Source organism: Halostagnicola kamekurae, assembly GCF_900116205.1.
GTDB lineage: Archaea > Halobacteriota > Halobacteria > Halobacteriales > Natrialbaceae > Halostagnicola > Halostagnicola kamekurae.
Window position 1 is genome coordinate 510,594 of sequence record NZ_FOZS01000001.1, and the last position, 24,639, is coordinate 535,232.

The 24,639-nt window shown below is 61.6% G+C and carries 24 protein-coding genes, 1 tRNA gene and 3 pseudogenes; 16 read left to right on the forward strand and 12 right to left on the reverse strand.

Features of this window, described 5'->3' with window-relative positions:
• Positions 1–98 precede the first annotated feature (98 nt).
• The 3 genes from BM348_RS02535 to BM348_RS02545 form a co-directional block, all read right to left on the reverse strand.
• Positions 99–1,205, reverse strand: a complete 1,107-nt coding sequence (locus tag BM348_RS02535) for a hypothetical protein (protein WP_092903556.1) — start codon at positions 1,203–1,205, stop codon at positions 99–101.
• A gap of 136 nt (positions 1,206–1,341) precedes the next feature.
• Entirely contained in the window at positions 1,342–4,302 is a 2,961-nt protein-coding gene (gene uvrA / locus BM348_RS02540) for an excinuclease ABC subunit UvrA (protein WP_092901530.1), read from the reverse strand.
• 135 nt (positions 4,303–4,437) lie between these two features.
• Positions 4,438–4,878 (reverse strand): universal stress protein, encoded by a 441-nt coding sequence (locus BM348_RS02545; protein ID WP_245779379.1) that lies wholly within the window; start codon positions 4,876–4,878, stop codon positions 4,438–4,440.
• A 335-nt stretch (positions 4,879–5,213) separates the two neighbouring features.
• On the opposite strand from BM348_RS02545, the gene BM348_RS02550 reads away from it, so the two are divergent.
• Positions 5,214–6,449, forward strand: coding sequence for a digeranylgeranylglycerophospholipid reductase (locus BM348_RS02550; protein ID WP_092901533.1), 1,236 nt, complete (start codon positions 5,214–5,216; stop codon positions 6,447–6,449).
• A 106-nt stretch (positions 6,450–6,555) separates the two neighbouring features.
• On the opposite strand, the gene BM348_RS02555 is transcribed toward BM348_RS02550, so the two are convergent.
• Positions 6,556–7,296, reverse strand: coding sequence for an SDR family NAD(P)-dependent oxidoreductase (locus BM348_RS02555; RefSeq protein WP_092901537.1), 741 nt, complete (start codon positions 7,294–7,296; stop codon positions 6,556–6,558).
• A gap of 177 nt (positions 7,297–7,473) precedes the next feature.
• Here BM348_RS02555 and BM348_RS02560 point away from each other — a divergent pair, with 177 nt between their 5' ends.
• The 12 genes and pseudogenes from BM348_RS02560 to BM348_RS21060 all read left to right on the forward strand — a co-directional run.
• Complete coding sequence (locus tag BM348_RS02560) at positions 7,474–7,929, forward strand: universal stress protein (protein ID WP_092901540.1); 456 nt, start codon at positions 7,474–7,476, stop codon at positions 7,927–7,929.
• Positions 7,930–8,080: 151 nt separating this feature from the next.
• A complete protein-coding gene (locus BM348_RS02565; protein WP_092901543.1) occupies positions 8,081–9,058 on the forward strand; it encodes an ROK family protein in 978 nt (325 codons plus the stop codon).
• Positions 9,059–9,131: 73 nt separating this feature from the next.
• Positions 9,132–10,517, forward strand: coding sequence for an LVIVD repeat-containing protein (locus BM348_RS02570; protein WP_092901546.1), 1,386 nt, complete (start codon positions 9,132–9,134; stop codon positions 10,515–10,517).
• Between the two features lie 82 nt (positions 10,518–10,599).
• Positions 10,600–10,965, forward strand: coding sequence for a NifU family protein (locus BM348_RS02575; protein WP_092901549.1), 366 nt, complete (start codon positions 10,600–10,602; stop codon positions 10,963–10,965).
• Between the two features lie 190 nt (positions 10,966–11,155).
• Positions 11,156–11,755 carry an amino acid-binding protein gene (locus BM348_RS02580; protein ID WP_092901552.1) on the forward strand — a complete coding sequence of 200 codons (600 nt, stop codon included), beginning with the start codon at positions 11,156–11,158 and terminating at the stop codon, positions 11,753–11,755.
• Complete coding sequence (locus BM348_RS02585) at positions 11,755–12,702, forward strand: homoserine dehydrogenase (protein ID WP_092901556.1); 948 nt, start codon at positions 11,755–11,757, stop codon at positions 12,700–12,702. The genes BM348_RS02580 and BM348_RS02585 overlap by 1 nt, the downstream gene beginning before the upstream one ends.
• Before the next feature lie 254 nt (positions 12,703–12,956).
• On the forward strand, positions 12,957–14,225 hold the full coding sequence (tuf, locus tag BM348_RS02590; RefSeq protein WP_092901559.1) for a translation elongation factor EF-1 subunit alpha: 1,269 nt from the start codon (positions 12,957–12,959) through the stop codon (positions 14,223–14,225).
• 5 nt (positions 14,226–14,230) lie between these two features.
• The gene (rpsJ, locus tag BM348_RS02595) at positions 14,231–14,539 is read left to right on the forward strand and encodes a 30S ribosomal protein S10 (protein WP_049953579.1); all 309 of its coding nucleotides are present in this window, start codon (positions 14,231–14,233) and stop codon (positions 14,537–14,539) included.
• Positions 14,540–14,623: 84 nt separating this feature from the next.
• Positions 14,624–15,247, forward strand: coding sequence for a rhomboid family intramembrane serine protease (locus tag BM348_RS02600; protein WP_092901562.1), 624 nt, complete (start codon positions 14,624–14,626; stop codon positions 15,245–15,247).
• Positions 15,248–15,310: 63 nt separating this feature from the next.
• Positions 15,311–15,382, forward strand: a tRNA-Ala gene (locus BM348_RS02605).
• Between the two features lie 177 nt (positions 15,383–15,559).
• Positions 15,560–15,850 (forward strand): DUF7563 family protein, encoded by a 291-nt coding sequence (locus tag BM348_RS21765; RefSeq protein WP_394328081.1) that lies wholly within the window; start codon positions 15,560–15,562, stop codon positions 15,848–15,850.
• Between the two features lie 234 nt (positions 15,851–16,084).
• Positions 16,085–16,192, forward strand: a pseudogene (locus tag BM348_RS21060) (DUF7692 domain-containing protein); the annotation flags it as partial.
• Between the two features lie 72 nt (positions 16,193–16,264).
• Here the strand turns inward: BM348_RS21060 and BM348_RS02615 are convergent.
• The 6 genes and pseudogenes from BM348_RS02615 to BM348_RS02640 all read right to left on the reverse strand — a co-directional run bounded on the left by BM348_RS02615 (position 16,265) and on the right by BM348_RS02640 (position 20,560).
• Positions 16,265–16,693: a cupin domain-containing protein gene (locus tag BM348_RS02615; protein WP_245779381.1), complete on the reverse strand. Its 429-nt coding sequence runs from the start codon at positions 16,691–16,693 to the stop codon at positions 16,265–16,267.
• 72 nt (positions 16,694–16,765) lie between these two features.
• A pseudogene (locus tag BM348_RS02620) lies at positions 16,766–17,161 on the reverse strand (hypothetical protein).
• 238 nt (positions 17,162–17,399) lie between these two features.
• Positions 17,400–18,627 (reverse strand): annotated as a pseudogene (locus tag BM348_RS02625) (hypothetical protein).
• Positions 18,620–19,432 carry a hypothetical protein gene (locus BM348_RS02630; RefSeq protein WP_092901565.1) on the reverse strand — a complete coding sequence of 271 codons (813 nt, stop codon included), beginning with the start codon at positions 19,430–19,432 and terminating at the stop codon, positions 18,620–18,622. The pseudogene BM348_RS02625 and the gene BM348_RS02630 overlap by 8 nt, the downstream one beginning before the upstream one ends.
• Positions 19,429–20,034, reverse strand: coding sequence for a hypothetical protein (locus BM348_RS02635; protein WP_139231128.1), 606 nt, complete (start codon positions 20,032–20,034; stop codon positions 19,429–19,431). Before BM348_RS02635 ends, BM348_RS02630 begins: the two co-directional genes overlap by 4 nt.
• A gap of 85 nt (positions 20,035–20,119) precedes the next feature.
• A complete protein-coding gene (locus BM348_RS02640; protein WP_092901571.1) occupies positions 20,120–20,560 on the reverse strand; it encodes a hypothetical protein in 441 nt (146 codons plus the stop codon).
• 114 nt (positions 20,561–20,674) lie between these two features.
• On the opposite strand from BM348_RS02640, the gene BM348_RS02645 reads away from it, so the two are divergent.
• A complete protein-coding gene (locus BM348_RS02645) occupies positions 20,675–20,857 on the forward strand; it encodes a hypothetical protein (protein ID WP_092901574.1) in 183 nt (60 codons plus the stop codon).
• 74 nt (positions 20,858–20,931) lie between these two features.
• Here the strand turns inward: BM348_RS02645 and BM348_RS02650 are convergent, their stop codons facing one another.
• A complete protein-coding gene (locus BM348_RS02650) occupies positions 20,932–22,167 on the reverse strand; it encodes an archaellin/type IV pilin N-terminal domain-containing protein (protein WP_092901577.1) in 1,236 nt (411 codons plus the stop codon).
• 297 nt (positions 22,168–22,464) lie between these two features.
• On the reverse strand, positions 22,465–22,716 hold the full coding sequence (locus BM348_RS02655; RefSeq protein WP_092901580.1) for a hypothetical protein: 252 nt from the start codon (positions 22,714–22,716) through the stop codon (positions 22,465–22,467).
• 397 nt (positions 22,717–23,113) lie between these two features.
• On the opposite strand from BM348_RS02655, the gene BM348_RS02660 reads away from it, so the two are divergent.
• Together BM348_RS02660 and BM348_RS02665 are read left to right on the forward strand one after the other, a co-directional pair.
• On the forward strand, positions 23,114–23,365 hold the full coding sequence (locus tag BM348_RS02660) for a hypothetical protein (RefSeq protein ID WP_092901582.1): 252 nt from the start codon (positions 23,114–23,116) through the stop codon (positions 23,363–23,365).
• Positions 23,362–24,375, forward strand: a complete 1,014-nt coding sequence (locus BM348_RS02665) for a tyrosine-type recombinase/integrase (RefSeq protein WP_092901585.1) — start codon at positions 23,362–23,364, stop codon at positions 24,373–24,375. Before BM348_RS02660 ends, BM348_RS02665 begins: the two co-directional genes overlap by 4 nt.
• The last annotated feature ends 264 nt before the right edge of the window (positions 24,376–24,639 follow it).

Sequence of the window (24,639 nt, forward strand, 5' to 3'; positions counted from 1 at the left end):
CGTGAACTGCGTGCCGACTCTCGGATCCCGATCGCGTCCCGAGACTGTCGAACGTCCCGCGGCTACCGAACGTCCTGTGACTGCCGGGCGTCCCGCGACTACCGGACGATCAACCCGCGCGGCGCCTGCGTCTCGAGTCCGTCCGGCCACTCGAGGTCGGCCCGCTCCCACGAGTCGCCGAAGTCCTCGCTCACGAACAGGCCGTGGTTGTTTAGGCCGTAGACAACGCCGGGGTCGCCGGTCGTCGCGAGGACCGATCGGACGACGCCCTCGCCGGTGGGGAGTCCGCACCCGTCGACTCGCTCCCACTCCGTACCGTCCCGTTTTCTATACAGGTGCGAATCGGCCCGGTGGGCGGCGTGGGCCGTCGACGCCCCGCTCGCGCTCGAGACGAGCACCGACTCGGGGTCGGCCGGATCGACGGCCAGCCCCCAGCAGTAGCGGTGCTCGAGGCCCGTCTGCGGCTGAGTCCACGACCGGCCGCCGTCGTCGCTTTCAGCGTAGCCGTCGCCCGCAGCGGTGTAGACTCGCCCCTCCGTTTCGGCGTGGGTCGCCAGCGTGTGGTTGTCCCGCCGCGACCCCTCCGGTCGCTCGCGCCACGTCTCGCCGCCGTCCGTGCTGTAGACGAACGCGCCCGCTTCGATTCCCACGTAGAGGCGGTCGGGATCGAACGGGTCGACCTCGAGCCAGCGGACGTGGTGGGTGCTCGGTCGCGGCGGGAAAAACCACTGCGGCTCGGAGGGCAGGTCGTCGACACCCTCGAGTTCGGTCCAGCTATCGCCGCCGTCTTCCGATCGGTAGACGCGGCTGGGTTCGGCCCCCGCGTAGATCACGCTCGAGTCGTGGGGGCTGATCGCGAGCGACATGACGGCTTCGTGGCCCGTAGTTTCCCGACCATCCTCGGGTTCGTTCCCGTCGTGCCTGACGAATCCCGTCTCGAGGCGGTCGAACGACTCGCCGCCGTCGGTGCTGCGAAAGAGCCCGTTCTCGAAGGTTCCGACGAAGACGCGGTCGGGTTCGTCGGCCGACGCAGCGACGCACTCGAGGTCGAACCCCTCGAGTCGGTCGGTGCGTCGCCATCCGTCGGTCGCGCTCTCGACGGGTTCGCTTCCGCCGCCTTCGCTCCTGCCGTCGGTACTGATCTCGTCGCTGGCCCGCTTGCAGACGAGCAGTCGGTCCTGCATCGCCGCGTACGCTCGAGTCATGTGGACGGCTACGGCGGCGAGCGTGAGAAGTGTTCGCCCCTCGTCGGTCGAATCGTTCGTTCGATTCGCCTCGATGAACCGATCGGAGACGACGACCCGGTGAATCGGTACCTCACTCGAAAACAGTGCCACTGATTCAGTCGTCGTCCGTCGGTGCCGTGACCGGTTCGACCCGCTCGCCTCGAGGCCCCTCGAGGTCGACGTCGGGCAACAGGTCGCGCAGATACTGGCCGGTGTAGGAACTCTCGAGTTGGGCGACCTCCTCGGGCGTTCCCGTCGCGACGACTTCACCGCCGTTTTCTCCGCCTTCGGGGCCGAGGTCGATGACGTGGTCGGCGTTTTTCACGAGGTCGAGTTCGTGTTCGATGACGGCGATAGTGTTGCCGTTGTCGGTCAGCCGGTGGAGCACGTCGATGAGTTTGCGCTCGTCCTCGCTGTGCAGGCCGGTCGTCGGCTCGTCGAGCAAGTACAGCGTCTCGCCCGAGTCCTTCTTGCCCAGTTCCTCGGCGAGTTTGATCCGCTGGGCCTCGCCGCCCGACAGCGTCGTCGAGGGCTGGCCGAGTTTCATATAGTCGAGTCCGACGTCTTTCAGCAGTTCGAGTCGGCGCCGGATCTGGCTCGAGGACTCGAAGAAGTCGTAGGCTTCCTCGACGGACATCTCGAGGACGTCCGAGATCGTCTTGCCCTTGTAGGTCACGTCGAGGGTGGCGTCGTTGTACCGGTCGCCGCCACACTCCTCGCAGGGCACGTAGACATCCGAGAGGAAGTTCATCTCGATCTTGACGGTTCCCTGGCCGCCACACTCCTCGCAGCGCCCGCCCTTGACGTTGAAGGAGAACCGTCCCTTCTCGTAGCCGCGCTGTTTCGAGAGCTTGGTCTCGGCGAACAGCTCACGGACGTAGTCGAAGACGTTAGTGTACGTCGCCGGGTTCGATCGCGGCGTCCTCCCGATCGGCGACTGATCGATCAGCCGCACGGTTTCGATCTGATCGAGCCCCTCGAGCGAGTCGTGCTCGCCCGGGATAACGCTCGTGTTGTCGTTCATCTGCCGGGAGAGTCCCTTGTACAGCACGTCGTGCATGAGCGTCGACTTGCCCGAGCCCGAGACGCCGGTGATCGCGGTGAAACAACCGGTCGGGATGTCCACGTCGAGGTCGTCGAGGTTGTGCTGTCTCGCGCCGAGGATCGTGAGCGCGCCGTCGGGCTCGCGGCGCTGTTCGGGAACCGGAATCGCCCGCCGCCCGGAGAGGTAGTCGCCGGTGATCGACTCCTCGCAGTCTTTGAGTTCGTCGACGGGGCCGTTGACGACGACCTCGCCGCCGCGTTTGCCCGGACCGGGGCCCATGTCGATGACGTTGTCCGCCCGGCGCATCGTCTCCTCGTCGTGCTCGACGACGAGCAGGGTGTTGCCGAGGTCGCGAAGCTCTTCTAGGGTGTCGAGCAGCCGGTCGTTGTCCCGCTGGTGGAGGCCGATCGAGGGCTCGTCCAGAACGTAGAGCACGCCGACGAGGCCGGAGCCGATCTGAGTCGCCAGCCGAATGCGCTGGCTCTCGCCGCCCGAGAGCGTCGCGGCTTCCCGATCGAGCGTGAGGTACTCGAGGCCGACCTCGCACATGAACCCGAGCCGGGCGCGGATCTCCTTTAGAATCTCCTCGGCGATGACCTTCTCGCGCTCGGTGAGGTCGGCTTCCATCGACTCGAAGTGGCCGAGCGCGTCGCCGATGCTGGCGGCGTTGATGTCCGTGATCGCCGTGTCGTCGACCAGTACTGCTCGCGAGGCCGCCTTGAGGCGCGTACCGTCACAGGACGGACACTCCGTGGCGCTCATGTAATCCTCGATGTGCTCGCGGGTCGAGTCGGAGTCGGTCTCGACGTAGCGGCGCTCCAAGTTCGGGATGACGCCCTCGAAGCGCTTTTGCTTGCGTCGGGTGCCGTTTTTCGTTCGGCGCTTGAACAGCACCTGCTCGCTCGTTCCGTAGAGAAACGCCTGCCGGATGGACTCGTCTAGCTCCTCGAAGGGGGTCGACAGCGAGACGTCGAAGTGCTCGGCGACCGCGTCGAGGCGCGTCTGGTAGTACGACCGGTTGTAGCTCCAGGGTTCGAAGACGTGTTTCAGGGCCTTGGACTCGTCCTGGACGACGAGGCTCTCGTCGATCTCTTTGGTCTCGCCGAGCCCCTCACACTCCGGGCAGGCTCCGTGGGGCGAGTTAAACGAGAAGCTCCGCGTCTCGATCTCGGGAACGTCGATCCCGCAGTGGGTACACGCCAGATCCTTCGAGAACTCGACGACGAGCCGATCGTCGTCGTCATCGGTCTCCTCGCCCAGCGCGCCGGTCGTACGCGATTCGGAGCCGAGATCGACGTCCGCGGGCCGATCGGGGAGGATGACTTTCATGACGCCGTCGGCCTCGTCGAGGGCCGTCTCGACGCTGTCGATGATCCGCGGCCGATTCTCGGCCGAGACCGAGATCCGGTCGACGATCACGTCGATCGTGTGATCGAAGTTCTCGTCGAGATCCGGGCGATCGAGGCTCAGGTCGTGTTCCTCGCCGTCGACTTCGACCCGTGCGTACCCCTCCGAGACGAGTTCGTCGAACAGGTCCTCGAAGGCCCCCTTCTGGTCGCGCACGACGGGTGCTGCGAGCTTGACTTTCGTCCCCTCGGGAAGCTCGAGGATGCGCTCGACCATGTTCTGGGCGCTCTGTTCGCCGACTTCCCGGCCGCACTCGGGGCAGTGGGGCGTGCCGACGCGAGCGTAGAGAAGGCGAAGATAGTCGTGCAGTTCCGTCACCGTCCCGACCGTCGAACGCGGGTTGTTCGCCGCGTTCTTCTGGTCGATCGAGATCGCCGGCGAGAGACCTTCGACGGTCTCGACCTGTGGTTTGTCCATCTGCCCGAGGAAGTTCCGAGCGTACGCCGAGAGGCTCTCGATGTATCGGCGCTGGCCCTCGGCGTAGACGGTTTCGAACGCGAGGGAGGACTTGCCCGATCCCGAGAGGCCGGTGACGACGGTGAACGACTCGCGGGGAATCGAGACGTCGAGATCCTTGAGGTTGTGTTCCTCAGCACCCCGCACCTCGATGTACTCTTTGCTCATCTAGAGGGTGGCAACCGCCCCAGAAATGAAGGGTTGTCGGTTGCGATATCGCCCGGGGTGAAAGTGAACCTCAGTCCGATCGATTCGATGCCGTTTGCTCGAGTCGGCCGTCGGTCTCGCCGTTCGCGGTTCGACTTACTCGCCCTTCGACTCCGGCGGGGGAACGATCGTCATCGGCGTCGTCGTCCGCTGGGAGAGGCGCTCGGCCGTGCTTCCGAGCAGCGTCTCCGCAATCCCGTCCGCGCTTCCCTGGCCGACGACGAGCAGTTCCGCGTCGATCTCCGCGGCGTACTCGAGAATCGCGTCGCTCGGTTCCCCTCGGAGCACGTCGACGCGGACCTCGAGGTCGTCGGCACCGGCGGCGGCCTCGCGTGTCTCTTCGACCAGGCGACTCGCGGCCTCGTTGAGTTCGTCGACTTCCTCGACGCCGAACGATAGCGGCGAGGACGGTTCGACGACGGTGAGCGCGAAGACGGTCGCGTCGACTGACGTCGCGAGGTCGATCGCGTGCGCTAAGGCGGTCGCCGCGTGGTCGCTGTCGTCGATCGCGACGAGGATGCGGTCGTACATGGTCATGGGAGGTTCGTGGCTGTATCGTTTCCGCCGATCGACATAACGGTGCTGCTCGGACGCGGACGAGGATCGACATAACGGTGCTGCTCGGACGCGGACGAGACTACTGTTCGAACGCGCACGAGACTGCTCGCCTCGCGCGACTCCGCGTCTCGCGCCGCACCGGGATGTGCATTCGAATCTGTTCGCCGCCCGCTCACAGCCATTGCAGGCAACGAACCGAAGCGGATAGCGGCCGTTTACCCCCGCAAAATGAGCGTCCAGCCGCGAGTGCGATCGTGTGACGTACCGATCCCGGACAAGGTACACTCTTTAGCGTTCAGGATAGTCGGGGTAACATGAACGACGAGTACGATGTGGTGATCGCCGGTGCAGGGCCCGCTGGGGGCCAGTGTGCGCGCGATCTCGCGACGCGGGGATACGACGTCGTCGTCCTCGAGACCGAGGCCGAAGACGAGTTCCCGCGTCAGTCGAACAAATCGACCGCGGGAACCTTCCCGTCGATGATGTCCGCGTTCGGCGTTCCGGACGACGTCGTAATGAACTACACCGAGAACGTCGTCCTCGAGTCGCCGACCGACTACTACGTCCGACGACAGCCCGGTGCCGTCCTCGAGTTCGCCGACTTCAAGCGGTTCCTGGTCGCGGACAGCCGCGAGGACGGTGCGGAGTACGTCTTCGACGCCCACGTCACGGAACCGATCATGGAAGACGGCGAGCCGATCGGCGTCCGGTACAACGGCTCCGAAGAGGTCTACGCCGATATCGTGATCGACGCGACGGGCCCGAGCGCGCCCATCGCGAAGAAACTCGGCGTCAGCGACCTAGAGCGGACGAACCACGCGATCGGGATCGAGTACGAACTCGAGGGGATCGAGATCGACCGGCAGGGTTACGCCGACCTGACCGACGCGATGATGCTCCGTCTCGACCACGACCTCGCGCCCGGCGGCTACTCGTGGATCTTCCACACGGGCGCGGACACGGCGAAAGTCGGCATCTGTTACATCCAAAACGAGAGTCACCAGAACTACGCGCGCGACGACTTCAGCGTCGACGACTACCTCCAGCACTGGCTCGAGACCGATCCCCGATTCGCAGACGCCTCGCGCATCGAGGGCAAACAACACCGCGGCTCCGCGCACATCCAGATGCCGGGCCAGCTGTATACGGATCGGTTCATGGCCATCGGCGACACCGTCCCGTCGGTCGACCCACTCTGGGGCGAGGGGATCAACAAGTGCATGCGCTCGGGTCGGGCCGCCGCGACCACGGCCGACGCCTGTCTCAAACACGGCGGTCTCGAACCGACCGCCGAGAACCTCGAGGTCTACGAAACCCTCTGGCACCGGGACGTCGCGCCGAACATGGATTCGCGTCTGTTGATGACCGAACTGCTGTATCTCGCCTCGAACGAGCGGTACGATCGGCTGATGGCCGACCTCTCGCGTCTGGACGACGATACCCTGGCGAGGGCGAACAAGGGAGACAAACGCGCGATCCTCCGACTGCTCGAGCCCGGCGACCTCCCGCTGTTGGCGAAGTTCGCCCGCCAGCGGCTCACCTCGCGCTGAGGGGACTGACAGTCCCGCTCCTTGTAGTTCGATTCACCCGTTCGTTGCGGTTCGATTTATTCGCGCGCTCGAGCGCTCGCTCAAATCCGCTTCGAGTCTCGAGTGCTCACACGTCCTCGGGGAGCCACCCGCCGTCGACTTCGATGTTTTCGCCGCTCACGTACTCGTTTTCGGGATCGAGGAAGAAGTAAAGCGGGCGGATCAGGTCCTCGAAACTCGCCGGTCTCCCCCGCGGTAACTCCTCGGGGAACTCCGCGGAGTTCTCGACGACGTACGGCGAGATGGCGTTGACGGTGATCCCGTCGTCTTGCGTGTCGGCCGCAAGCATCCGGGTGAACTGCAGGACGCCGGTTTTGGCGACGAAGTACGGGAAGTTCTTGGGGTCGACCATCGCCCGATCGCTCGAGGCGTAGCCGAGGTTGACGATGCGGCCGTACCCCGCTTCGCGCATCCCGGGGAGCACGCGCTTCGAACAGAGTGCGGTCCCGTTGAGGTTCGTCTCGAGCACCCGATTCCACGTCTCGAGGTCGATCGATTCCCAGTGTTCCGGCGCGAAGTCGCCGACGTTGTTGACGAGCACGTCGACGGTGCCGAGTTCGGATTCGACCGCTGATACCAGGTCGTCGACCGAGTCGGGGTCGGTAACGTCGCCCTGCACCGTCGTCGAGTCGGGCGCGCCGCGTTCGCGGGCGGCGGCCGCGACCTCGCGAGCCTCCTCGGCGCTCGTGTGGTAGTGAACGGCGACTCTGGCACCGCACTCGGCCGTCGAAAGCAGGAGTTCTCGCCCGATGCCGCGCCCGCTCCCGGTGACGAGAACCACCTGCCCCGTGAGGTCTGGTCCGTCCATACGCTCCGTCTGGGCCCCGCGGGGTTATGTGTATTGAACGTCAGTTCGTCGATCACCGGCGCTCTCGAGCGGTTCGGGACTCGCGGATAGTTCGGTACTTACGGGTGGTTCGGTACCGAGCGGTTGGTACTCGAGGTTCAGTTAACGTTTAAGCGGGTGGGGTGAGTTGTCGGTGGTATGTCGCTCGATACGATTTTACTGGCCGTCGGACCGACCGACTCTGACCGAATCGACGCCCTCGCGCAGGCAGTCGTCGAGGTTGCCGCGCCGACGGGCGCGACCGTCGTGCTCGCTCACGTCTTCACGTCCGACGAGTACGCGGAGGTCTGCGATCGGCTCGACTTCGACCAGCAACGCGACGACTTCCACGCGAACGACGTCGCGAACCACCACGCGACGATCCGCGAACTCGAGAAGGCGCTCGACGAACACGACGTTTCCTACGATATTCGCGGAGCAGTCGGCGATCACGGCGAGACGATCGTCGATCTCGCGGAGACGACCGACGCCGACCGGGTCGTCGTCGGTGGGCGAAAGCGGTCGCCGGCGGGCAAGGCGGTGTTCGGCTCGACCGCACAGGACATCCTGCTGTCGTCGCCCGCGCCCGTCACGTTCGTCCGGAACGATAGCTAACCGCTCGAGCGAGTAGTCTCCGTTTCCGAGACTATCCGTGAGAGGTCGCTTCGCCGCGACTCGGGTACTGTCACAGAACCGTGTCACGTGTTAACTCCAATTCGAGTAAACTGGCAACTTAAGTAACGCCGCGGTCGTCCTTACGATAGGAATGGTCTACTACGCGGGCGTCGATCTCGGCGCGACGAACGTGCGCGCGGTCGTCGCTACGGATGACGGGACGATCATCGGTCGGAGCGAAAACGGGACCCCACGGGGCCCGACCGGGATCGACGTCACCGAAGGTATCCTTGCGACTGTCCGAACGGCGTGTGACGAGGCGGGAATCGGTCCGGAACAGGTCGTGGCCGCCGGCATCGGCTCGATCGGGCCGTTCGACCTCGCGGAGGGGGCGGTCATCGATCCGGCGAACCTCCCGGATACCATCGATCGCATCCCCCTGACGGGCCCGATCTCAAAGCTCCTCGAGACGGACGAGGTCCACCTCCACAACGACACCGCGGCGGGGGTCATCGGCGAGCGCTTCCACGCGGATCGCAACCCCGACGACATGGTCTACATCACTATTTCGTCGGGGATCGGAGCCGGCGTCTGCTGCGACGGCGAAATACTGCAGGGGTGGGACGGCAACGTCGGCGAGATCGGCCACTGCGTCGTCGACCCGCGAGAGCGACTCACCTGCGGGTGCGGTCACGACGGCCACTGGGAGGCCTACTGTTCGGGGAACGCGATCCCGCAGTTCACGCGGCTGCTCGCCGAAGACGATCCGACGATTTCGACCGACCTGCCGCTTGAGGACCCCGACTTCTCCGCGAAAGACGTCTTCGATCTGGCCGGCGAGGACGAACTGGCCGACTACGCCATCGACCAGATGGCCCACTGGAACGCCCTGGGCGTGACGAACATCATCCACTCGTTCGCGCCACTGCTGGTCTCCTTCGGCGGCGCGGTCGCGTTGCACAACGAGGAACTGGTGGTCGACCCGATCCGCGAGCGGGTCTCGGAGATGGTAATGACGAACGTCCCCGAGATTCGCGTCACCGACCACGGCGACGACGTGGTCGTCGAGGGAGCGATCGCGAGCGCGCTCACGGGCGGCACCGGCGACCGGCGACGCCTCGAGAACTAGCTCGCCAGTACGACTCCAACCCAGCGGGCGGCGAGACGCTGCATTATTGGTCGCTGCGGTCACAGATACGATCATGCGACGACGAGCCGTTCTCCGGGCGACCGGGGGAGCGTCCCTCTCGCTGGGTGTCGCCGGCTGTTTGTTCGATTCCGACTCCGAGGAGCCCACGGGTTCCTACGAGCCGCTGGACCGGGTTTCGCTCGAGGGAGCCGCGGAAGCGGTCGTCGGCGACGACGGCGAGACGGCGTACGTGGCCGGCGTCGACGGCTTCGCTGCCGTGGACGTGTCCGATCCCGAGGAACTGTCGGTGCTGGCCGAGCCGAAGAACTTACTCGAGGACGAGGGCGCGGGCGACGCCGCGGGCGAACGGTTTCTCGACATCCTCGACGTGAAAGTGAGCGACGATCGGCTGGTCGTTGCAGGACCGGCCAACGACCTCAGCGGGGTGTTTCACGGATTCTTAGTGTACGACGTGAGCGACCCCGCCGAACCAGTTCTGGCTGCCGAGCCGTACGAGACGGACTATCATATCCACAACTGCTTTCTCGACGGCGACGTGCTCTACGTGGCCGCGAACGACGTTACGAGCGATACCGGAGCGGCCGATACAGACGGCACCGCGACCGACGCAGACGCCGGTTCGACCGCAGCGGCGCCGGCAAACCCGCTCGTCGTCTTCGATATCTCGGGCGGCGAAATAGAGGAACTCACCCGGTGGTCGCTGCTCGAGTACGAACCCGCGTGGGCGGACGTCGACTGGCTGTTGCGGTATCTCCACGACGTTACCGTCACCGACGATATCGCGGCACTTTCGTACTGGAACGCGGGCACCTACCTGCTCGACGTGAGCGATCCGTCCGATCCGCGAGTGCTCACGCGCTTCCTCGAAACCGACCTCGAGACCCAACGCGAGTACGAGACGGATTTCGAGGTTCGGGACGCGCAGTTCGGCCTGCCAGGCAACGACCACTTCGCCGCGCTCGACGACGCCGGCGACGTCCTCGCGATCGGCCGCGAGAGCTGGGAGACCGACCTCGAGACGGCGACCGGCCCCGGCGGCATCGAGCTCTACGATTTCACCGATCCGACCGAGCCGGTCCACCGGTCGACGATCGACGCCCCGGCGGGCTACGACGGCACGTACGACGGCGAACTCTGGACGACGTCGCACAACTTCGAGCTTCGAGACGGCAACCTCTACTCGTCGTGGTACGGGGGCGGCGTGAAGGTCCACGACATCTCGGACCTCGAGTCGCCGACGGAACTCGCCTGGTGGCGCGAGCCGACGACCGCGTCGTTCTGGACGGCGCGCGTGATCGACCCCAGAGAGGCGTTCCTCGCGAGTAGCACGGCCTACACGAGTGCGGCCGAGCCGGAAAACGCGCTGTATACGTTCCCGATCGAATCCGGCGAGCAGCCCGACCCGCCGTCGCTGACCAATCCGAGTCTCTTTCAGTGAGCCGACCCGTCGCTTCTCGAAACCCTCACGATCGTTCGGACGCAGCGGAACGTATTCTTTCCTCGAGACGCTAGATGCGCCAATGAGTGACTCCCAGACGGAACAGCCGCTCCGCGAGCGCGTCGAACGGTGGCTCGCACGCGAGATGCCGATCATCCAGATGCACGGCGGTACCAGCGCGGTTCGGACCGCGGACCCGGACACCGGCGAGGTCGTCATCGAACTCGGCGGGGGCTGTAGCGGCTGCTCGGTGAGCGATATCACGACGGGCAACATCGAGGCCGAACTCCTCACGTGGGACGAGATCGAGGACATCACCGTCCGCGTCCCCGACGCTCGAGACCAGCTCGGCGGTCCCGATCAGGCCGAATCGATCATGGGAATCGACCGGACCGAAGGCGGCCGGGGCGACTGGGGATCGTCGAACCCCGGAAAAGACCATCTGTAGCCGCCCGTGTTCGGCTTATCTGGATCGTCCGTACTCGGCACTTCTGTAGTCTCCCGTATTCGGCGTTCGATCGCGTGTGGTAGCCGTTGGCGGGGGCGGACAGTTTTGGGAACGACTATACGTTTTTACCCGCCCATTACTCAGATAGTGACTATGACGACGTGTAGACGCCTGCGGGGAGGTGTCGACCATGGGTGATTCGCCCACCCCCGACGGCGCAGGACCCGGATCCAGCACAGTAGACGAAACGCAGTCCAGCGAGCCCAGCTCCGACGGCGGGCTTCGCGCGTACACCGTCCGCCTCGAGCTCGTCGACGAGCCCGGCGAGTTGCTCCGCGCGCTCGCGCCGATCTCCGAAAACGGCGGCAACCTCCTGAGTATTCACCACGAGCGCGGGAACATAACCCCGCGCGGACACATTCCCGTCGAAGTCGACCTCGAGTGTCCGCCGGACCGGTTCGCTGACATCGTCGAATCCCTCCGCGAGGGCGGCGTCAACGTCATCCAGGCCGGAGCGGAACGGTACGGCGGCGAGGTGTCGGTCGTCCTCGTCGGCCACGTCGTCGATACCGACCTCTCCGAGACGCTCTCTGCAATCGAAACCGAAGCGAACGCCGTCGTTCTCGACCTCTCGCTGGCCGCCCCGGACGGAACGAAGGGGATCGCCAGCGCGCGCCTTCGACTCGCTATCGACACCGGCCGCGCCGAGGAGGTACTCGCGTCGATCCGATCGATCGGCGCGGAGAAGGATCTCACCGTCGTCGAACCGCTCCCCGGAGGTGAGGCCTGATGCGACTCGCCGTGTTGGGTGCCGGCTCCGTCGGCACCTCCGTCGTGAACCTCGCGAGCGAGTACGGCCACGAGGTCGTCGCGCTCGCCGACTCGAGCTCCGCGACCGTCGACCCGACGGGTATCGATATTGAGGCCGTCCTCGAGCGCAAGGCGGGCGACGACCCCGTCGGCGACCGCGAGCCGGACGCCGCGTTCGACGCCGACTACGACGTGCTCGTCGAAGCGACCCCGACGACCCTCGGTGACGCGGAACCCGGTTTCACGCACGCGAAACGTGCGCTTGAGGCCGACCGACACGTCGTCCTCGCGAACAAGGGTCCGGTCGCCGAACGCTACGAAGAGATTCAGGCCCTCGCCGCGGACAGTGCGGGATCGATCCGGTTCGAGGCGACCGTCGGCGGCGCGATTCCGGTCCTCTCGACGATCGAGGATTGCACCCCCAACGCGGTCTCCGCCGTCCGCGGCGTCCTCAACGGCACCGCGAACTTCATCCTCACGCGGATGGCCGCCGAGGGGCTCGACTACGAACACGTCCTGACCGAGGCCCAGGATCTGGGCGTCGCCGAAGCCGACCCGACCTTCGACGTCGACGGCACCGACGCGGCGCTCAAGTTCGTCATCCTCGCGAACGTCCTGAACGACGGCGGCTTCTCGCTCGAGGACGCCGACGTCGACGGAATCCAGAACATCCCCGGCAGCGCGCTGGAACTCGCCGCGGAGGACGGCCGAACCATCCGGCTGATCGGTGAAGCTTCCCGTGAGAGCGTCCGCGTCGGGCCGCGGCTCGTGCCCGAACACGGCGCGCTCGCCGTGACCGGCACGCAGAACATCGTCGAGATCGAGACGCGCCACGCGGGTTCGCTCGCCTCGAGCGGTCGCGGCGCGGGTGGCCCAGAGACGGCGACGGCCGTGCTTTCGGACGTCGGTCGACTCCCCGAACTATAGCCGGGTCGCCGTTTCCGCGGTCTTCGGAACCGCGGTTCTTCGGTTCGGTTCGGTTCGTTTTCGGCGTGTGTTCAGATCGTCAAGCGACGGCGTTGTCGCCGACGGTTCGGCGTCCGTTCGCCACCGCCGTCTTCGTGTGAACGTAGCGCAAACCGACAGACGGAACGGGGGTGGTTCGAATACGCTTTCGAAATGGTTTTAACCGCTACTGCCAAAAGAGACCGATATAAGCGCCTTGCGCGTGAGCTACAACAATGAGCGAAGACAAACCGCACCAGAACTTGGCCATCATCGGCCACGTTGACCACGGGAAGAGCACGCTCGTGGGACGACTCCTCTACGAGACGGGGAGCGTACCCGAGCACGTCATCGAACAGCACCGCGAAGAAGCCGAAGAGAAGGGCAAGGGCGGATTCGAGTTCGCCTACGTCATGGACAACCTCGCCGAAGAGCGAGAGCGTGGTGTCACCATCGACATCGCCCACCAGGAGTTCGACACCGATCAGTACTACTTCACGATCGTCGATACGCCTGGCCACCGGGACTTCGTCAAGAACATGATCACCGGCGCGTCCCAGGCGGACCACGCGGTCCTCGTCGTCGCGGCAGACGACGGCGTCGCTCCGCAGACCCAGGAGCACGTCTTCCTCTCGCGGACGCTCGGTATCGAGAAACTGATCGTCGGCGTCAACAAGATGGACATCGTCGACTACTCCGAAGACGACTACAACGACGTGGTCGAGGAAGTCAACAAACTCCTCGATCAGGTCAACTTCGAAGTCGACGACAACTCGTTCATCCCGATCTCGGCCTTCGAGGGCGACAACATCGCCGAGACCTCGGACAACACGCCGTGGTACGACGGCCGTTCGCTCCTCGAGACGCTCAACGACCTGCCGGAGTCCGAGCCGCCGACGGACGCGCCGCTTCGACTCCCGATTCAGGACGTTTACACCATCTCCGGTATCGGTACCGTCCCAGTCGGACGTATCGAGACGGGTGTCATGAACGTCGGCGACAACGTCTCCTTCCAGCCCAGCGACGTGGGCGGCGAAGTCAAGACGATCGAGATGCACCACGAAGAGGTGCCAAAAGCCGAGCCCGGTGACAACGTCGGATTCAACGTCCGCGGCATCGGCAAGGACGACATCCGCCGCGGTGACGTCTGTGGCCCGGCCGACGACCCACCGAGCGTCGCCGAGACGTTCCAGGCGCAGGTCGTCGTCATGCAACACCCCTCCGTCATTACGGCGGGATACACCCCGGTCTTCCACGCACACACCGCACAGGTCGCGTGTACGATCGAGTCCATCGACAAGAAAATCGACTCGTCCTCCGGCGAGGTCGCCGACGAAGACCCCGACTTCATCCAGTCGGGCGATGCCGCGATCGTGACGATCCGGCCACAGAAGCCACTCAGCATCGAGCCATCGAGCGAGATTCCAGAGCTCGGAAGCTTCGCCATCCGCGACATGGGCCAGACCATCGCGGCAGGAAAGGTTCTCGAGGTCGACGAGAAGTAACATAGATGCAACAGGCACGCGTTCGACTCGCGGGCACGAGTCCAGAAGACCTAGACGACATCTGTGACGACGTCCGCGAGATTGCGAACAACACCGGCGTCAACCTCAGTGGACCGATTCCACTGCCGACGAAGACCCTCGAGATCCCGACCCGAAAGTCCCCCGACGGCGAGGGGACCGCGACGTGGGAGCACTGGGAGATGCGCGTCCACAAGCGCCTGATCGATCTGGACGCCGACGAACGCGCACTCCGTCAGCTCATGCGCATTCAGGTGCCAAACGACGTTTCGATCGAGATCGTCCTCGAAGACTAACTCGGAATCGATTCGGGACGCGTTTTTCACCGCCGTCGCACGTTCGGAGTGCACACTTTTGTATTTCGCTGCCGGAGTACACGTATGTCGACTCGCTCGGGAACCGAGAGTCCGATCCTCGAGTTACTCGTCGTCTTCGTGCTCGTGTTCGTCGTGCAGTTTTTGACCTCGATTCTCGGCCTAATGGGCGGCCTGTTCGTTCTCGCCGCGCCGCTGTCGAATGACCCGTGGACGATCGTCACCAGCGTCTACGCCCACGACGGCGTCGGCCACCTGCTCTCGAACTCGATCGCGCTCGTCCTGTTCGGCTGGCCGGTCGCTCGAGCGACGAGTCGCCTGCGATTTCACGCCTTCTTCTTGCTCACGGGCGCCATCGCCGGCGTCTCACAGGTTCTGGTCCTGTCGGGCTTGGGCTCGGGCGGGGCAACTCCGGGCGTACTTGGGGCGAGCGGTGCCGTGTTCGCTCTGCTTGGCTATCTCCTGGCCGGCAACCGGCTCTCGAGCGGCGTCGCATCGGTGATCGACGTTCCCGACTGGGTGACCTACGCCGTCTTCTTCGTGGTCGCCGTCGTCGTCACGCTCACGACGTTCGCACCGGGCGTCGCACTGGTCGCACACTTCACCGGGCTCTTGCTCGGGTTGCTCGCGGGGCGCGCTCGAGTCCTGCACGTCGAATCGTCGACCCAGCGCGATCGACCGTCGCTGTAGCCGCGGGCTCGAGCGTCCTCGAAACACAAGCCTCAAATAGAAACCGGAGTTAGGTGTGTTCGAGGGCTCGTAGATCAGTGGTAGATCGCTTCCTTCGCAAGGAAGAGGCCCTGGGTTCAAATCCCAGCGAGTCCATCGGATTGTTGTCACGTTTCGAATTGTTCCGATAGTCGCTACCTTAGCGGCTAAGTCAGAATTATGCACTTGCCCTTCGAGTGTAGAAACCCCCCTTCAGAATCGAGTGATTGACGGGACGGGATTCACCCCCGCGCCGTTTGGCGATTTCACCGAAGGAAATTCGGGGTGTTCGGCGTGACGGTCGCACCATGGCCGTCTGTTAACGAATCGACCTGTCAGAATTGCGGATCACACGTGACGGATCGGTTCGGCCGGGTGTTCGGCGACGAGAACGACCGAGCCCATCGCTGTGGAAACTGCGATTCTTACCGACGACTGAGCCGGGGGTCCGCCGCCGGTCTCGAGGTTCGGGTTCCCGATTGCGAAAACGGAGGTCGATTCGAGGTGATGACGATCACAATATTTGGACCGACGGCGGCACATCCTCGAACGTTACCGATCATTTGGCGGCTCGGCATCATCTGAGAGAAAGATGCTGTCTTGGTCTGGATCGAAGTAGACTTCCAGCGCCCGTAGAGCGCCTGCGTAGGCGGAAACCATTACAAATATGAAACCAATTAAGATTAAAAGGGCAACTCCGAATATCCTTCTAATTTAGAAACTCCTCTCAATTAACAAATAAATTTCGGTACATTCGTACAGCTACTGGTCGATTTAGGGGTGATCGGGATGTCTGAGCAAGCCTCGCTATTCGACTTCGAGCGCGACGACCTCACCAACGAGCAGCGCCAGGAGATCGCCGAGACACTCAGCACTCGAGTCGTCAGCTTCGAAGCCGAGCAATCGGTGACCATCGATCGAGATTAGTAGTGTTGGTAATACGATTTCTTTATCTATGGATGGCCGTGAAAATCACGGTAAGTATAGAATCTGTTTCGATCACTCGTAGGAATGGCCGTCGCTAATTGGCGGTGCCCCCATACCGATTACGACGACTGGATCCTCACTTTCGGCTGGGTTAAAGGCGCGATGTGCGCTCTCAGGCTCTGCGATGAAGAATTGTCCCTGTTTGGCGGCGTACTCTTTGTCAGGAGTTTCTACGTGCAGTCGGCCGCTGACGACATAGAACGCTTCCTCTTGGCGGTCGTGGTAGTGGAGGCCGCTCAATGGGATCTCCTCGTCCGGTTGTACACGATACAGTCTTAGTCCCATCTCGTTCATACCTGCGGCCTCACTGACGTAGTGCATCTCTGACGGTCTATCCGGAACAGGGTCTAAGTCGTCTGGATCAATTACATGGTATCCCATGTGTCCCACTATGTAGGTGTTGTTAAATAATTCAATGAGATTATACTGTTCAGTACGCACACGTAGTTACCGAATCGCACTTTTCAGTTACACACTCCAAACTGGATGAAAAAACCGCGCTACTATCTACTGTCAGAACACGTCTTCGATCGAGATTTTTGTCTGCTTGGTGTCGCGGTGATCGCCGCCGCCGTGCCAGCGCAACGTGGGAAGCCTGGATGCAGAAATCGACGTCGTTTTCAGAATCTACGTTCCCCGGCCGCGCTTTCGATAGACAGCGAAGCCGTACCTCCCGCCGTTCCGCTGTAACTTGCCGTGATATCGCTTGTAGACCTTAAAATTCCCCGACTGCCCGTCAGCGTGTTTGTATTTCGTGGCCTTGAACTCCCACGGGACGCCGTTCTTGAGACCGTCGTACCAGCTCGTATCGATCCGATTGCCGTTCTCGTCGACGAGATCGACGCGATACTTTTCCGCCAGGTAGTATTCGCACGCGGTTCCGTACTTGTTGGCCTTGTGCGACGGCATTTCAAGCGATCCCCACAACGCGCGCGCCGCGATTTTTTCGAAATCGCCTCCCAAAAACTTACATTTTTTGGGTATTCGTACGCGCCTTGAGCGCCGAGATATATAAACCCCGCTGGCACAGAGCCGCTACGCCCACGGTCCGCTTCGCTCCCGACAGGGAGCAAGCGCGGTGGGCTTTGGGCTTGACAGTCACTAAAGGGGGGTCGGTTGCGCTTTACAGCTTCACAACCCGACGCTCTCATGCGATCACCTGTTCTACGGTGTCAACCCATTCGCGCTTCTCGCCACCCTCATCGATCTCTTTCCACCAGTTTGAGACGGTAGCGTGACTATACGGCACGAATTCGGCGGTTTCGCGGGCCGACATTCCCTGTTCCCGACATGCTTCCATCGTCCATGCAGCGACCGTTTTCACGTCCTCCTCGGCGATTGCAGGACCATCTTTCTCGTCACCGGACGGTGCCCGCCAGGACCAGTCGGCTTCGTCGTTCGTGTGCGGTTCGAAATCCGCCGGAGGAATCCCTTTCAGTGGTCGCGGATCGACATCACGAAGCTTTCCGCCGGAAATCCGCTCTGCGACGAGTGCTTTCCCCTTGTCGTTCCGATCGGGCTTTTTCAGGATCGTACCGGCGCCAGAGCAGTGGATGAATCGAACTCTCGTCATGGCCGATGTAGATGAGTGCGCCGTTGTACTTGCGGATCTTGAACACCAGCGGTCCCATCAGCTTACGGACTAACTGCCCGTCCTCGCCGGTCCCGCTCGCGTTCGTCGAGAATTCGTCGCCGATGAACAGCTTCGGCTGTTGTGGGTTTTCAACTGGGTTTCCGTCCTGACCAACCCACTCCTCGAGCAGCGGGTAGTGCGGAATCCAGCCGTCCTCGAGGTCGCCGTTGTCGCGCACCCAGTCGTCATTTCGCGGGAGCGTGCGAATGTTCGATGCGATTTTCATGTTGCCGTCGACCCACCGATCACGCAGCTGCGCCAGGAGGCAAGCGAGGTTCGTTTTCCCAGCTCCCATTTCGCCGAGCAGCACGATCACCGGGGCCGGGCCGGCCACGATCTCCTGTAGCCTGGTAATCGCTTTGATCCCCGAGAGGTCCGCCTCTTGCGCCGGGTCGCCGAGGTAGTGTTTCAGCGTGAGCGTATCGCCGTTCTCGAGCGCGGTCCGGGACGTGTCGCTCCCTTCACCTTTCAGGATCTGCCGGTTCTTCCCCACGTCCATGTACGTCGCCGCCGCTTTCGAATCCCAGCGGTCGGGATCGTGATGGAGCGCGCGCATGGTCATCTGGCGGTCGATTTGCTCATCACGGACGAATCCGGTGTGCGGTAGCGCCTCGTCCGGGTCACGCGCCAGTTTGCCGTCCTGCCACTCCCGAAAGCCGCCGACCGTGTAGTTGTCCTGTTCGTTCGTCCCGCCGTCGGTCATGAGACGCTTCCCGTTCTTCCGATACTCGTGTCTATCCATGTCGTTCACCTCCGTCTGTCGCCGCCTGTGCAGCCTGCTCTTGGGTCGCAGGCGGGCCGCCAGTTGTGTCGATACCGTGCCCGTCGGCGTACTCCTCGACGTAGCGAGACACGTCTTGGATGTTCTCTGTCGCGTTGTTCTCCGCGTCCTCTCTCGCAGATTCGAATCGGGACTTCACCGCCGTTCGTGGGTTCATCAATCCGCGCTCGTCGGCCTCGACTTCCTCGTTCACCACGTCCTTCTGGATCTGCAGTCCCATCTTGCTGATTCGGCCGCGCATTCGGTTCGACGCCAGGAACTCTTCAACGAGATCGCCGTGGATGTCCTCGAGCATCGCTTTGATCGTGATGAGTTTCGAATCCGATAGCTGCGAGAAATAGCAGCCTCGAACCACTAACTGACCGATATCCGTCTGATGTTCGAATTCGCGTACTTCGAACGCCGCGCCGTCGTTCACCGTGAACGGACTCGGACCATCAACCTGTTTTTCCTGCCAGACCGACGGCTCGACGTAGTATTTCTCTCTAACATCGGTCACGCCGTTGATGTGGTGGACTGTGACCATCCGTTTCTGCCGAAGCTTCCGAACGCCGGTCACGAAAATGCCGAACAGCGGCGGGCCGAACAACAGGAGTGCGGCCAGAATCCCCTGCGTGACCGGCGGAACGCTCGGTAACGACGGTTGCCAGAGCCACAAGCCCATGCCCAAGGAGAAGAACACTCCTAACGCCAGAATCTGCCCCTCGGCGAGTAGGTACGTGAGTCGGCCGCCCCATCCGTCGTAGGTGTCGCTCGTGTCGCTCATGCTTTGACCACTCCGCTATCCTCTCTGTAGACGACGTACGCCGCTGCAGCGCCCGCCAGTCCGGTCGTCATCCCAATCCCCCAGAACAACCCAGATATCCCACCGAAGTACTGTAGCGGGTCGTCTGGCTCCTCCTCTTCCATCTTGCTCGAGAGTCGGACCGACGCGCCGTCGATGTTGACCGTCACTGAGTGCGCTCCTCTGAACGTCTCCACGGGCATCGTGACGACGTGCGTGCCCGACTCGAGCGATGTTTGGGAGGTCGGGGGCCGAACCGCACCTTCCTCGCCGAAGCCGGCCACGGAGTCCACAACGACCACATCAACCGGCCGCTCGGTCGTGATCGCTATCTGCATCGTTCCATCCTCGAAGCCCCAGCCGATGAGTTCCGTCCACTCGCCGAATTGGATCGTCCGGTTCTGTTCCTGCACGATCGCCGCGCTCTCGATCGCGGCCGATTCGTTCGCGATCGCGGCGGCCGTCCCCGTCGCGCCGATCCCGCGCAGAACGTTGCGCTGACTCGCTCGCGTTTCCAGCATTTCGTTCAGTGCTCGCTTCTCGATACTCTCCGTTTCCGTGGGCTGTGGGCTCTCTATTGACATATCTGCATTCTCCCCCCGACCGCGTGCGTTCGTGGACTGTGCGACTCGTCGGTTTGTTTGTCCGAAAATGTCGAATTCATGTGTCTCAGAACCTATATCGGTAAGCCAGAAGGTAGAATCCCGCGCCGTTCAGCATCACGATGAAGAAACCGAGCCACCAATATGACTCAATCGCGCTCGAAATCGCCGGCACGAGCGCTGAGAGGATTAGGATGGCCGCCATCGCCGCGACAACAGCCGTTTCCTCGTCGCTGAAGTCGTCGAACTGGTTCTCGTTCGTCGACCACGCCGTCACCACCACGATCAGCGAAATCACGAACGCCCAGGTGAACTCGGTGCCCTGCGCCGAGTAGATCGCGTCGGACATCGCCCACGCGATCGGTGCATCAATCGAGACCGTTCCGAGGCCGCTCAACACGAGTGTTGCAGCAACGAAAACGGGCGCGAGAATCGAGTCTATGAGGTCTATACCGTGTTTCGATCGAATGTTTGTCGGCATTACACCGGACAGGCCTGAAGTTGCCATACCTCGAAGCCGTCAGCATGGGGGGTCGAAAAGCTACGGAAAACCAAGGGTTCCCCCAGAGTGTCACCCCCAGTTTCCCCTACCTTTATACTAGGGGAAGTTGCGAGCGACGGTATGGCATTGAACAAACTCAGAGAATTAGACGACTATTCCTACGGCGTGACCGTGCCAAAAGACGACCTTCGAATTGATGGCATCCTCGACGAAAATAGCAATCTCAAGGATGACCATCACTTTCACGTTCAGCGTACAGGGGAAGGAAAATGGTCGGTAGAATTGGTAGATGATCTTGGATAACGATCTATTTTAGATACGTCTTTCAAGAAACCGGGGTCACGAAAAATGGAACTGTTCCGCGATTCGCTACCGATTTAGAGACTGATCGCGTCGGACGTCAGCGTCGACGGTGCCATCAGCACTTCGGTCGTCTGAGCGTTATCTGCGGTCACGATCGAGAACTCTGCGGAGCCACCTGCTGGGATCGGCGTGAAGTCCTCGTTGTTGCCACCGTTCAATTCGAGTTCGATCTGGTAGCGATCGTCCGAGGTGAGCACGGCGTCGTCGAGTTCGCCCTCAGCGAGACTGTCGCCTTCGAGGTTCTCGATGTCGAGATGCTCGAGGTTGGCAGCCTGGCCGCGCTGCGTCTCTTCACCGACGTACTCGAACGTCGCTGCCTCGAGGTCGACGGCGTCTGCACCGGGACCGAGCGAGACCATCAGCGAAGCGCTCTCGATGTAGTCACCAGTTCCGGTGTCAGTGTTGTAGTCTGCACCGTGAACGAGGTCGATGCCACCCTCGCTGTCTTCGACGACATTAATTCCGTTCTGGATGGCACGGGCATCGAGTTCGATAGTTGCAGTTTCCGTGCTTTCGAAGTCATCCGATTCAACATCCACGGACACTTCGTTATTGCCGGATGATAGGTCATTTCCGGAGAAATCAGCATCCAGATGAGGCGTACCACTGGCAATGTCATTCGTATCCCAGTTCACGTCAACATCAGTCAGTGATCCAATGTCGTCGTAGAACGTTACTGTGGTGTCAGAATTCACGTTGAAATTCAATGGACTAGAGATGGAAAGTGACGAATCAGAGCCAGAATTGAACGTGTATTCATCTTGAATCTCAAGAACACCATCCGCATTCACGTAGCTTTCGTGAACGTTAAGAGTATCAGATGGAGAATCTTGAGCGTCATCAACAACGACTTCTAATTGGTCAACATCAGAGAGATCTGTTTCCGTTAATTCGCCCTCAAGGGTCGAAATATCACCCGCACTTGCCAGTTCATTGCCGTCAGCAAGTACTGTGATAGTGTTTGCATCTCCCCAATTTGCAGCTCCTTCCTGGCCAAATGTGATGTCAACACTTGTGAGGACTTCACCGTTGCCACCTACTTGACCCGTCGCGGACTCAATCTCAACGACGTTCGAAACCTGTGCTGTACTTTCTTGACCCGTTGCCTCTGCCTGGGACTGCAGAAGACCGGCGGTGTTGATCAGTACACCTGCCGCAATCGCTGCGACAAGCACCATCGCGATGAACACGATGAGCGTACCGATACCCACCTGACCGCGCTCTTCTTCGTCTGTAATTCGTTCAAACATGTGTGATTACACGCCGAGCACCCACCAGAAACGAAGTTTCTGTGATATGCCGGACGTGTTTCGGCTTTCCGAGTATTATCTAATAAATATTCTTGCCGATTGATGGGTGGGCATAAGTGTATTGGCCGAACCTATTTCGGCCACAAGACTAATTTGTGGAAGCAGAGAAAAAGTACGTGAAGGCCTCATTCGTCAGTGATCCTTCGAACACATTGTGTCTGGCTGGAAATCCACCCAGTCCAGTACCACCCACCTAAACTCTTGACACGCAGCAATTGCTATCAAATTGGGTAGAGGTTACTTTTCTTCGAGATCGTCCGCATCTAACTCTCCCTCGAGATACGCACGACCGCAATCAGTGATCTGATAAAGACCGCGATCCTTGTCATAATATTCTACAAGATCCGATTGCTCTAACGCCCTTAGACGCCGTCTCACGTGAGATATCTTGTAATCGAGATTCGCCTCTACAGTGGATGGATTAGCAATAATTGAGCGATTCCCCTCGTTCAGCAAAAACTCGAGAATCGCATCGTCTGCTCTCGTCATCCAATCCACCCGTGGTCGTCGCATTGAGTCGGAATCACTCAGAACACCATGTTAGAACACTCGGTTCGATGGTATTAGTTCCTTGTTTGGCTCCTTGTAGAGCGGTGTTTGATGCACTAGTTCTAAGTACCCCCCGTTCATTGGGACCGGATAACGGAAGTCAGACGGACCCGCCGCTGCTCGGCCGGGTCCTCGAGAAAACGCGGACCCGGTGTTTGGGCACCGGCCCGCCTGGCCTCCGTAACCAACCTACGGAAGCATGCAATCGCACAACGCAACGGGGGATAAACCCCCCGAAAGACCGACGTATCGGATTCAACGAGACTTTGGAATAGTTTCACTTCCAGCCCGCGCTTTTGGCTCCCCGTTTTTATACCCCGGCGAGACGCCCGAGGTGATGCCTGCCAGCAAAGAAGAGATTCGACTGTCGAACCGGACTGACCGCTGGCGGTTCATGTGCCCGAACGGTCATCGTTCCTGGGAGCCCACGAATAACCATTTCTGGTGTCAGCAGTGTGCGCGCTCATACGATGAGGACGTTGAACCGGAGTTCGACGCGCTTCACGATCTGAAGACCGGGGAAGAAATCCATCGCGACGAGCTGGTGTTGCGCCAGGGCAACACGCTCGAAGTTCGGGGGAAAGCGTGAGCGAGGACCTGCAACCACTTCCCCCGAAAGAGGGTGTCGATCGGTTCCTCGAGCACCGCGCCCCGAGTATCCGTGAGTCCTCGATGCAGAACGCACGGCACCGTCTGTCGGTGTTCCTCGAGTGGTGTGGTGAGAACGATGTTGACGACTTGAACGACCTTACTGGCCGTGATCTGTTGGCGTTCGTGGCCTGGCGTCAGGGTGACGTTGCGGCGATCACGTTGCAAAAGCAATTGAGTAGCGTTCGGATGGCTCTCCGTTGGTGGGCCGATATAGAGGGTGTCGAGGAAGGTCTCGCTGAAAAATTGCACTCACCGGATCTACCGGACGGAGCCGAGTCGAAGGATGTGTTCCTCGAGGCCGATCGCGCGAAGCGAGCGCTCCGATACTACGATCGCCACCACTACGCGAGCCGGGATCACGCACTGATCGCTTTGATCTGGCGGACGGGAATGCGACGGGGTGCGGTACGTGGGCTCGATGTTGACGATCTCGATAGTGACGATCAGGCGATTCGAGTCGAGCACCGCCCCCATACGGGAACACCGCTCAAAAACGGCGATGGCGGAAACCGCTGGGTCTACCTTGGACCACGTTGGTTCACGATTCTCGATGATTTCGTGGCGAACCCCGATCGGAAAAACGTTCGCGACGAGCACGGTCGCCGACCGCTGTTCACGACTCGGCAGGACACCCGCCCTACCGGCCACTCAATCTACAAGTGGGTGATCCGGGCGTTACATCCCTGTAAGTACGCGGAATGCCCTCACGATCGAAAGCCGAGCGATTGCGAGGCACTGGATAGCAGTTCGGTTCCATCCAAGTGTCCGTCAGCACGATCGCCGCATTCGATTCGACGTGGAGCGATCACGAATCACCTGAACGAGGAAACGGCACCAGAGACAGTGAGCGAGCGGATGGATGTCTCGCTCGATGTGCTCTACCAGCACTACGACGCGAGAACAGAACGCGAGAAGATGGCGGTCCGTCGTCAGAATTTACCAGAATAAAACCATGATTTGCAAAACCACGTGACTCAGCGGGATTTCAACATCCCAGCGAGTCCACTATTCTGCGCCGCGAGCAAAGTTGCGAGCGCCGCGAATCGTCTGCCCCAACTGGGATTTGAACCCCTACCAGTCGCAGCCCGTGAGCGTAGCGAACTGGAACGTCTGGTTTTGGGTTCAAATCCCGGCCTCTGTCGAGTAACAAGAGGGAAGGCTCGAAAGACTTCACATCCCAGCCAGTCAACTTCTGTTACTGTCAGAATTCAC

Bases quoted from the DNA above. Each gene is read 5' to 3' on its own strand.
- BM348_RS02585 (WP_092901556.1), top strand. From the start codon at position 11,755: ATGCGACTCGCCGTGTTGGGTGCCGGCTCCGTCGGCACCTCCGTCGTG.
- BM348_RS02570 (WP_092901546.1), top strand. From the start codon at position 9,132: ATGCGACGACGAGCCGTTCTCCGGGCGACCGGGGGAGCGTCCCTCTCG.
- BM348_RS02655 (WP_092901580.1), bottom strand. From the start codon at position 22,716: ATGACGAGAGCAGACGATGCGATTCTCGAGTTTTTGCTGAACGAGGGG.
- uvrA (WP_092901530.1), bottom strand. From the start codon at position 4,302: ATGAGCAAAGAGTACATCGAGGTGCGGGGTGCTGAGGAACACAACCTC.
- BM348_RS02630 (WP_092901565.1), bottom strand. From the start codon at position 19,432: ATGAGCGACACGAGCGACACCTACGACGGATGGGGCGGCCGACTCACG.
- BM348_RS02640 (WP_092901571.1), bottom strand. From the start codon at position 20,560: ATGGCAACTTCAGGCCTGTCCGGTGTAATGCCGACAAACATTCGATCG.
- BM348_RS02660 (WP_092901582.1), top strand. From the start codon at position 23,114: ATGCCTGCCAGCAAAGAAGAGATTCGACTGTCGAACCGGACTGACCGC.
- BM348_RS02535 (WP_092903556.1), bottom strand. From the start codon at position 1,205: ATGACTCGAGCGTACGCGGCGATGCAGGACCGACTGCTCGTCTGCAAG.
- BM348_RS02580 (WP_092901552.1), top strand. From the start codon at position 11,156: ATGGGTGATTCGCCCACCCCCGACGGCGCAGGACCCGGATCCAGCACA.
- BM348_RS02645 (WP_092901574.1), top strand. From the start codon at position 20,675: ATGGCATTGAACAAACTCAGAGAATTAGACGACTATTCCTACGGCGTG.
- tuf (WP_092901559.1), top strand. From the start codon at position 12,957: ATGAGCGAAGACAAACCGCACCAGAACTTGGCCATCATCGGCCACGTT.
- BM348_RS02555 (WP_092901537.1), bottom strand. From the start codon at position 7,296: ATGGACGGACCAGACCTCACGGGGCAGGTGGTTCTCGTCACCGGGAGC.
- BM348_RS02635 (WP_139231128.1), bottom strand. From the start codon at position 20,034: ATGTCAATAGAGAGCCCACAGCCCACGGAAACGGAGAGTATCGAGAAG.
- BM348_RS02545 (WP_245779379.1), bottom strand. From the start codon at position 4,878: ATGACCATGTACGACCGCATCCTCGTCGCGATCGACGACAGCGACCAC.
- rpsJ (WP_049953579.1), top strand. From the start codon at position 14,231: ATGCAACAGGCACGCGTTCGACTCGCGGGCACGAGTCCAGAAGACCTA.
- BM348_RS02550 (WP_092901533.1), top strand. From the start codon at position 5,214: ATGAACGACGAGTACGATGTGGTGATCGCCGGTGCAGGGCCCGCTGGG.
- BM348_RS02600 (WP_092901562.1), top strand. From the start codon at position 14,624: ATGTCGACTCGCTCGGGAACCGAGAGTCCGATCCTCGAGTTACTCGTC.
- BM348_RS02575 (WP_092901549.1), top strand. From the start codon at position 10,600: ATGAGTGACTCCCAGACGGAACAGCCGCTCCGCGAGCGCGTCGAACGG.
- BM348_RS02650 (WP_092901577.1), bottom strand. From the start codon at position 22,167: ATGTTTGAACGAATTACAGACGAAGAAGAGCGCGGTCAGGTGGGTATC.
- BM348_RS02560 (WP_092901540.1), top strand. From the start codon at position 7,474: ATGTCGCTCGATACGATTTTACTGGCCGTCGGACCGACCGACTCTGAC.
- BM348_RS02565 (WP_092901543.1), top strand. From the start codon at position 8,081: ATGGTCTACTACGCGGGCGTCGATCTCGGCGCGACGAACGTGCGCGCG.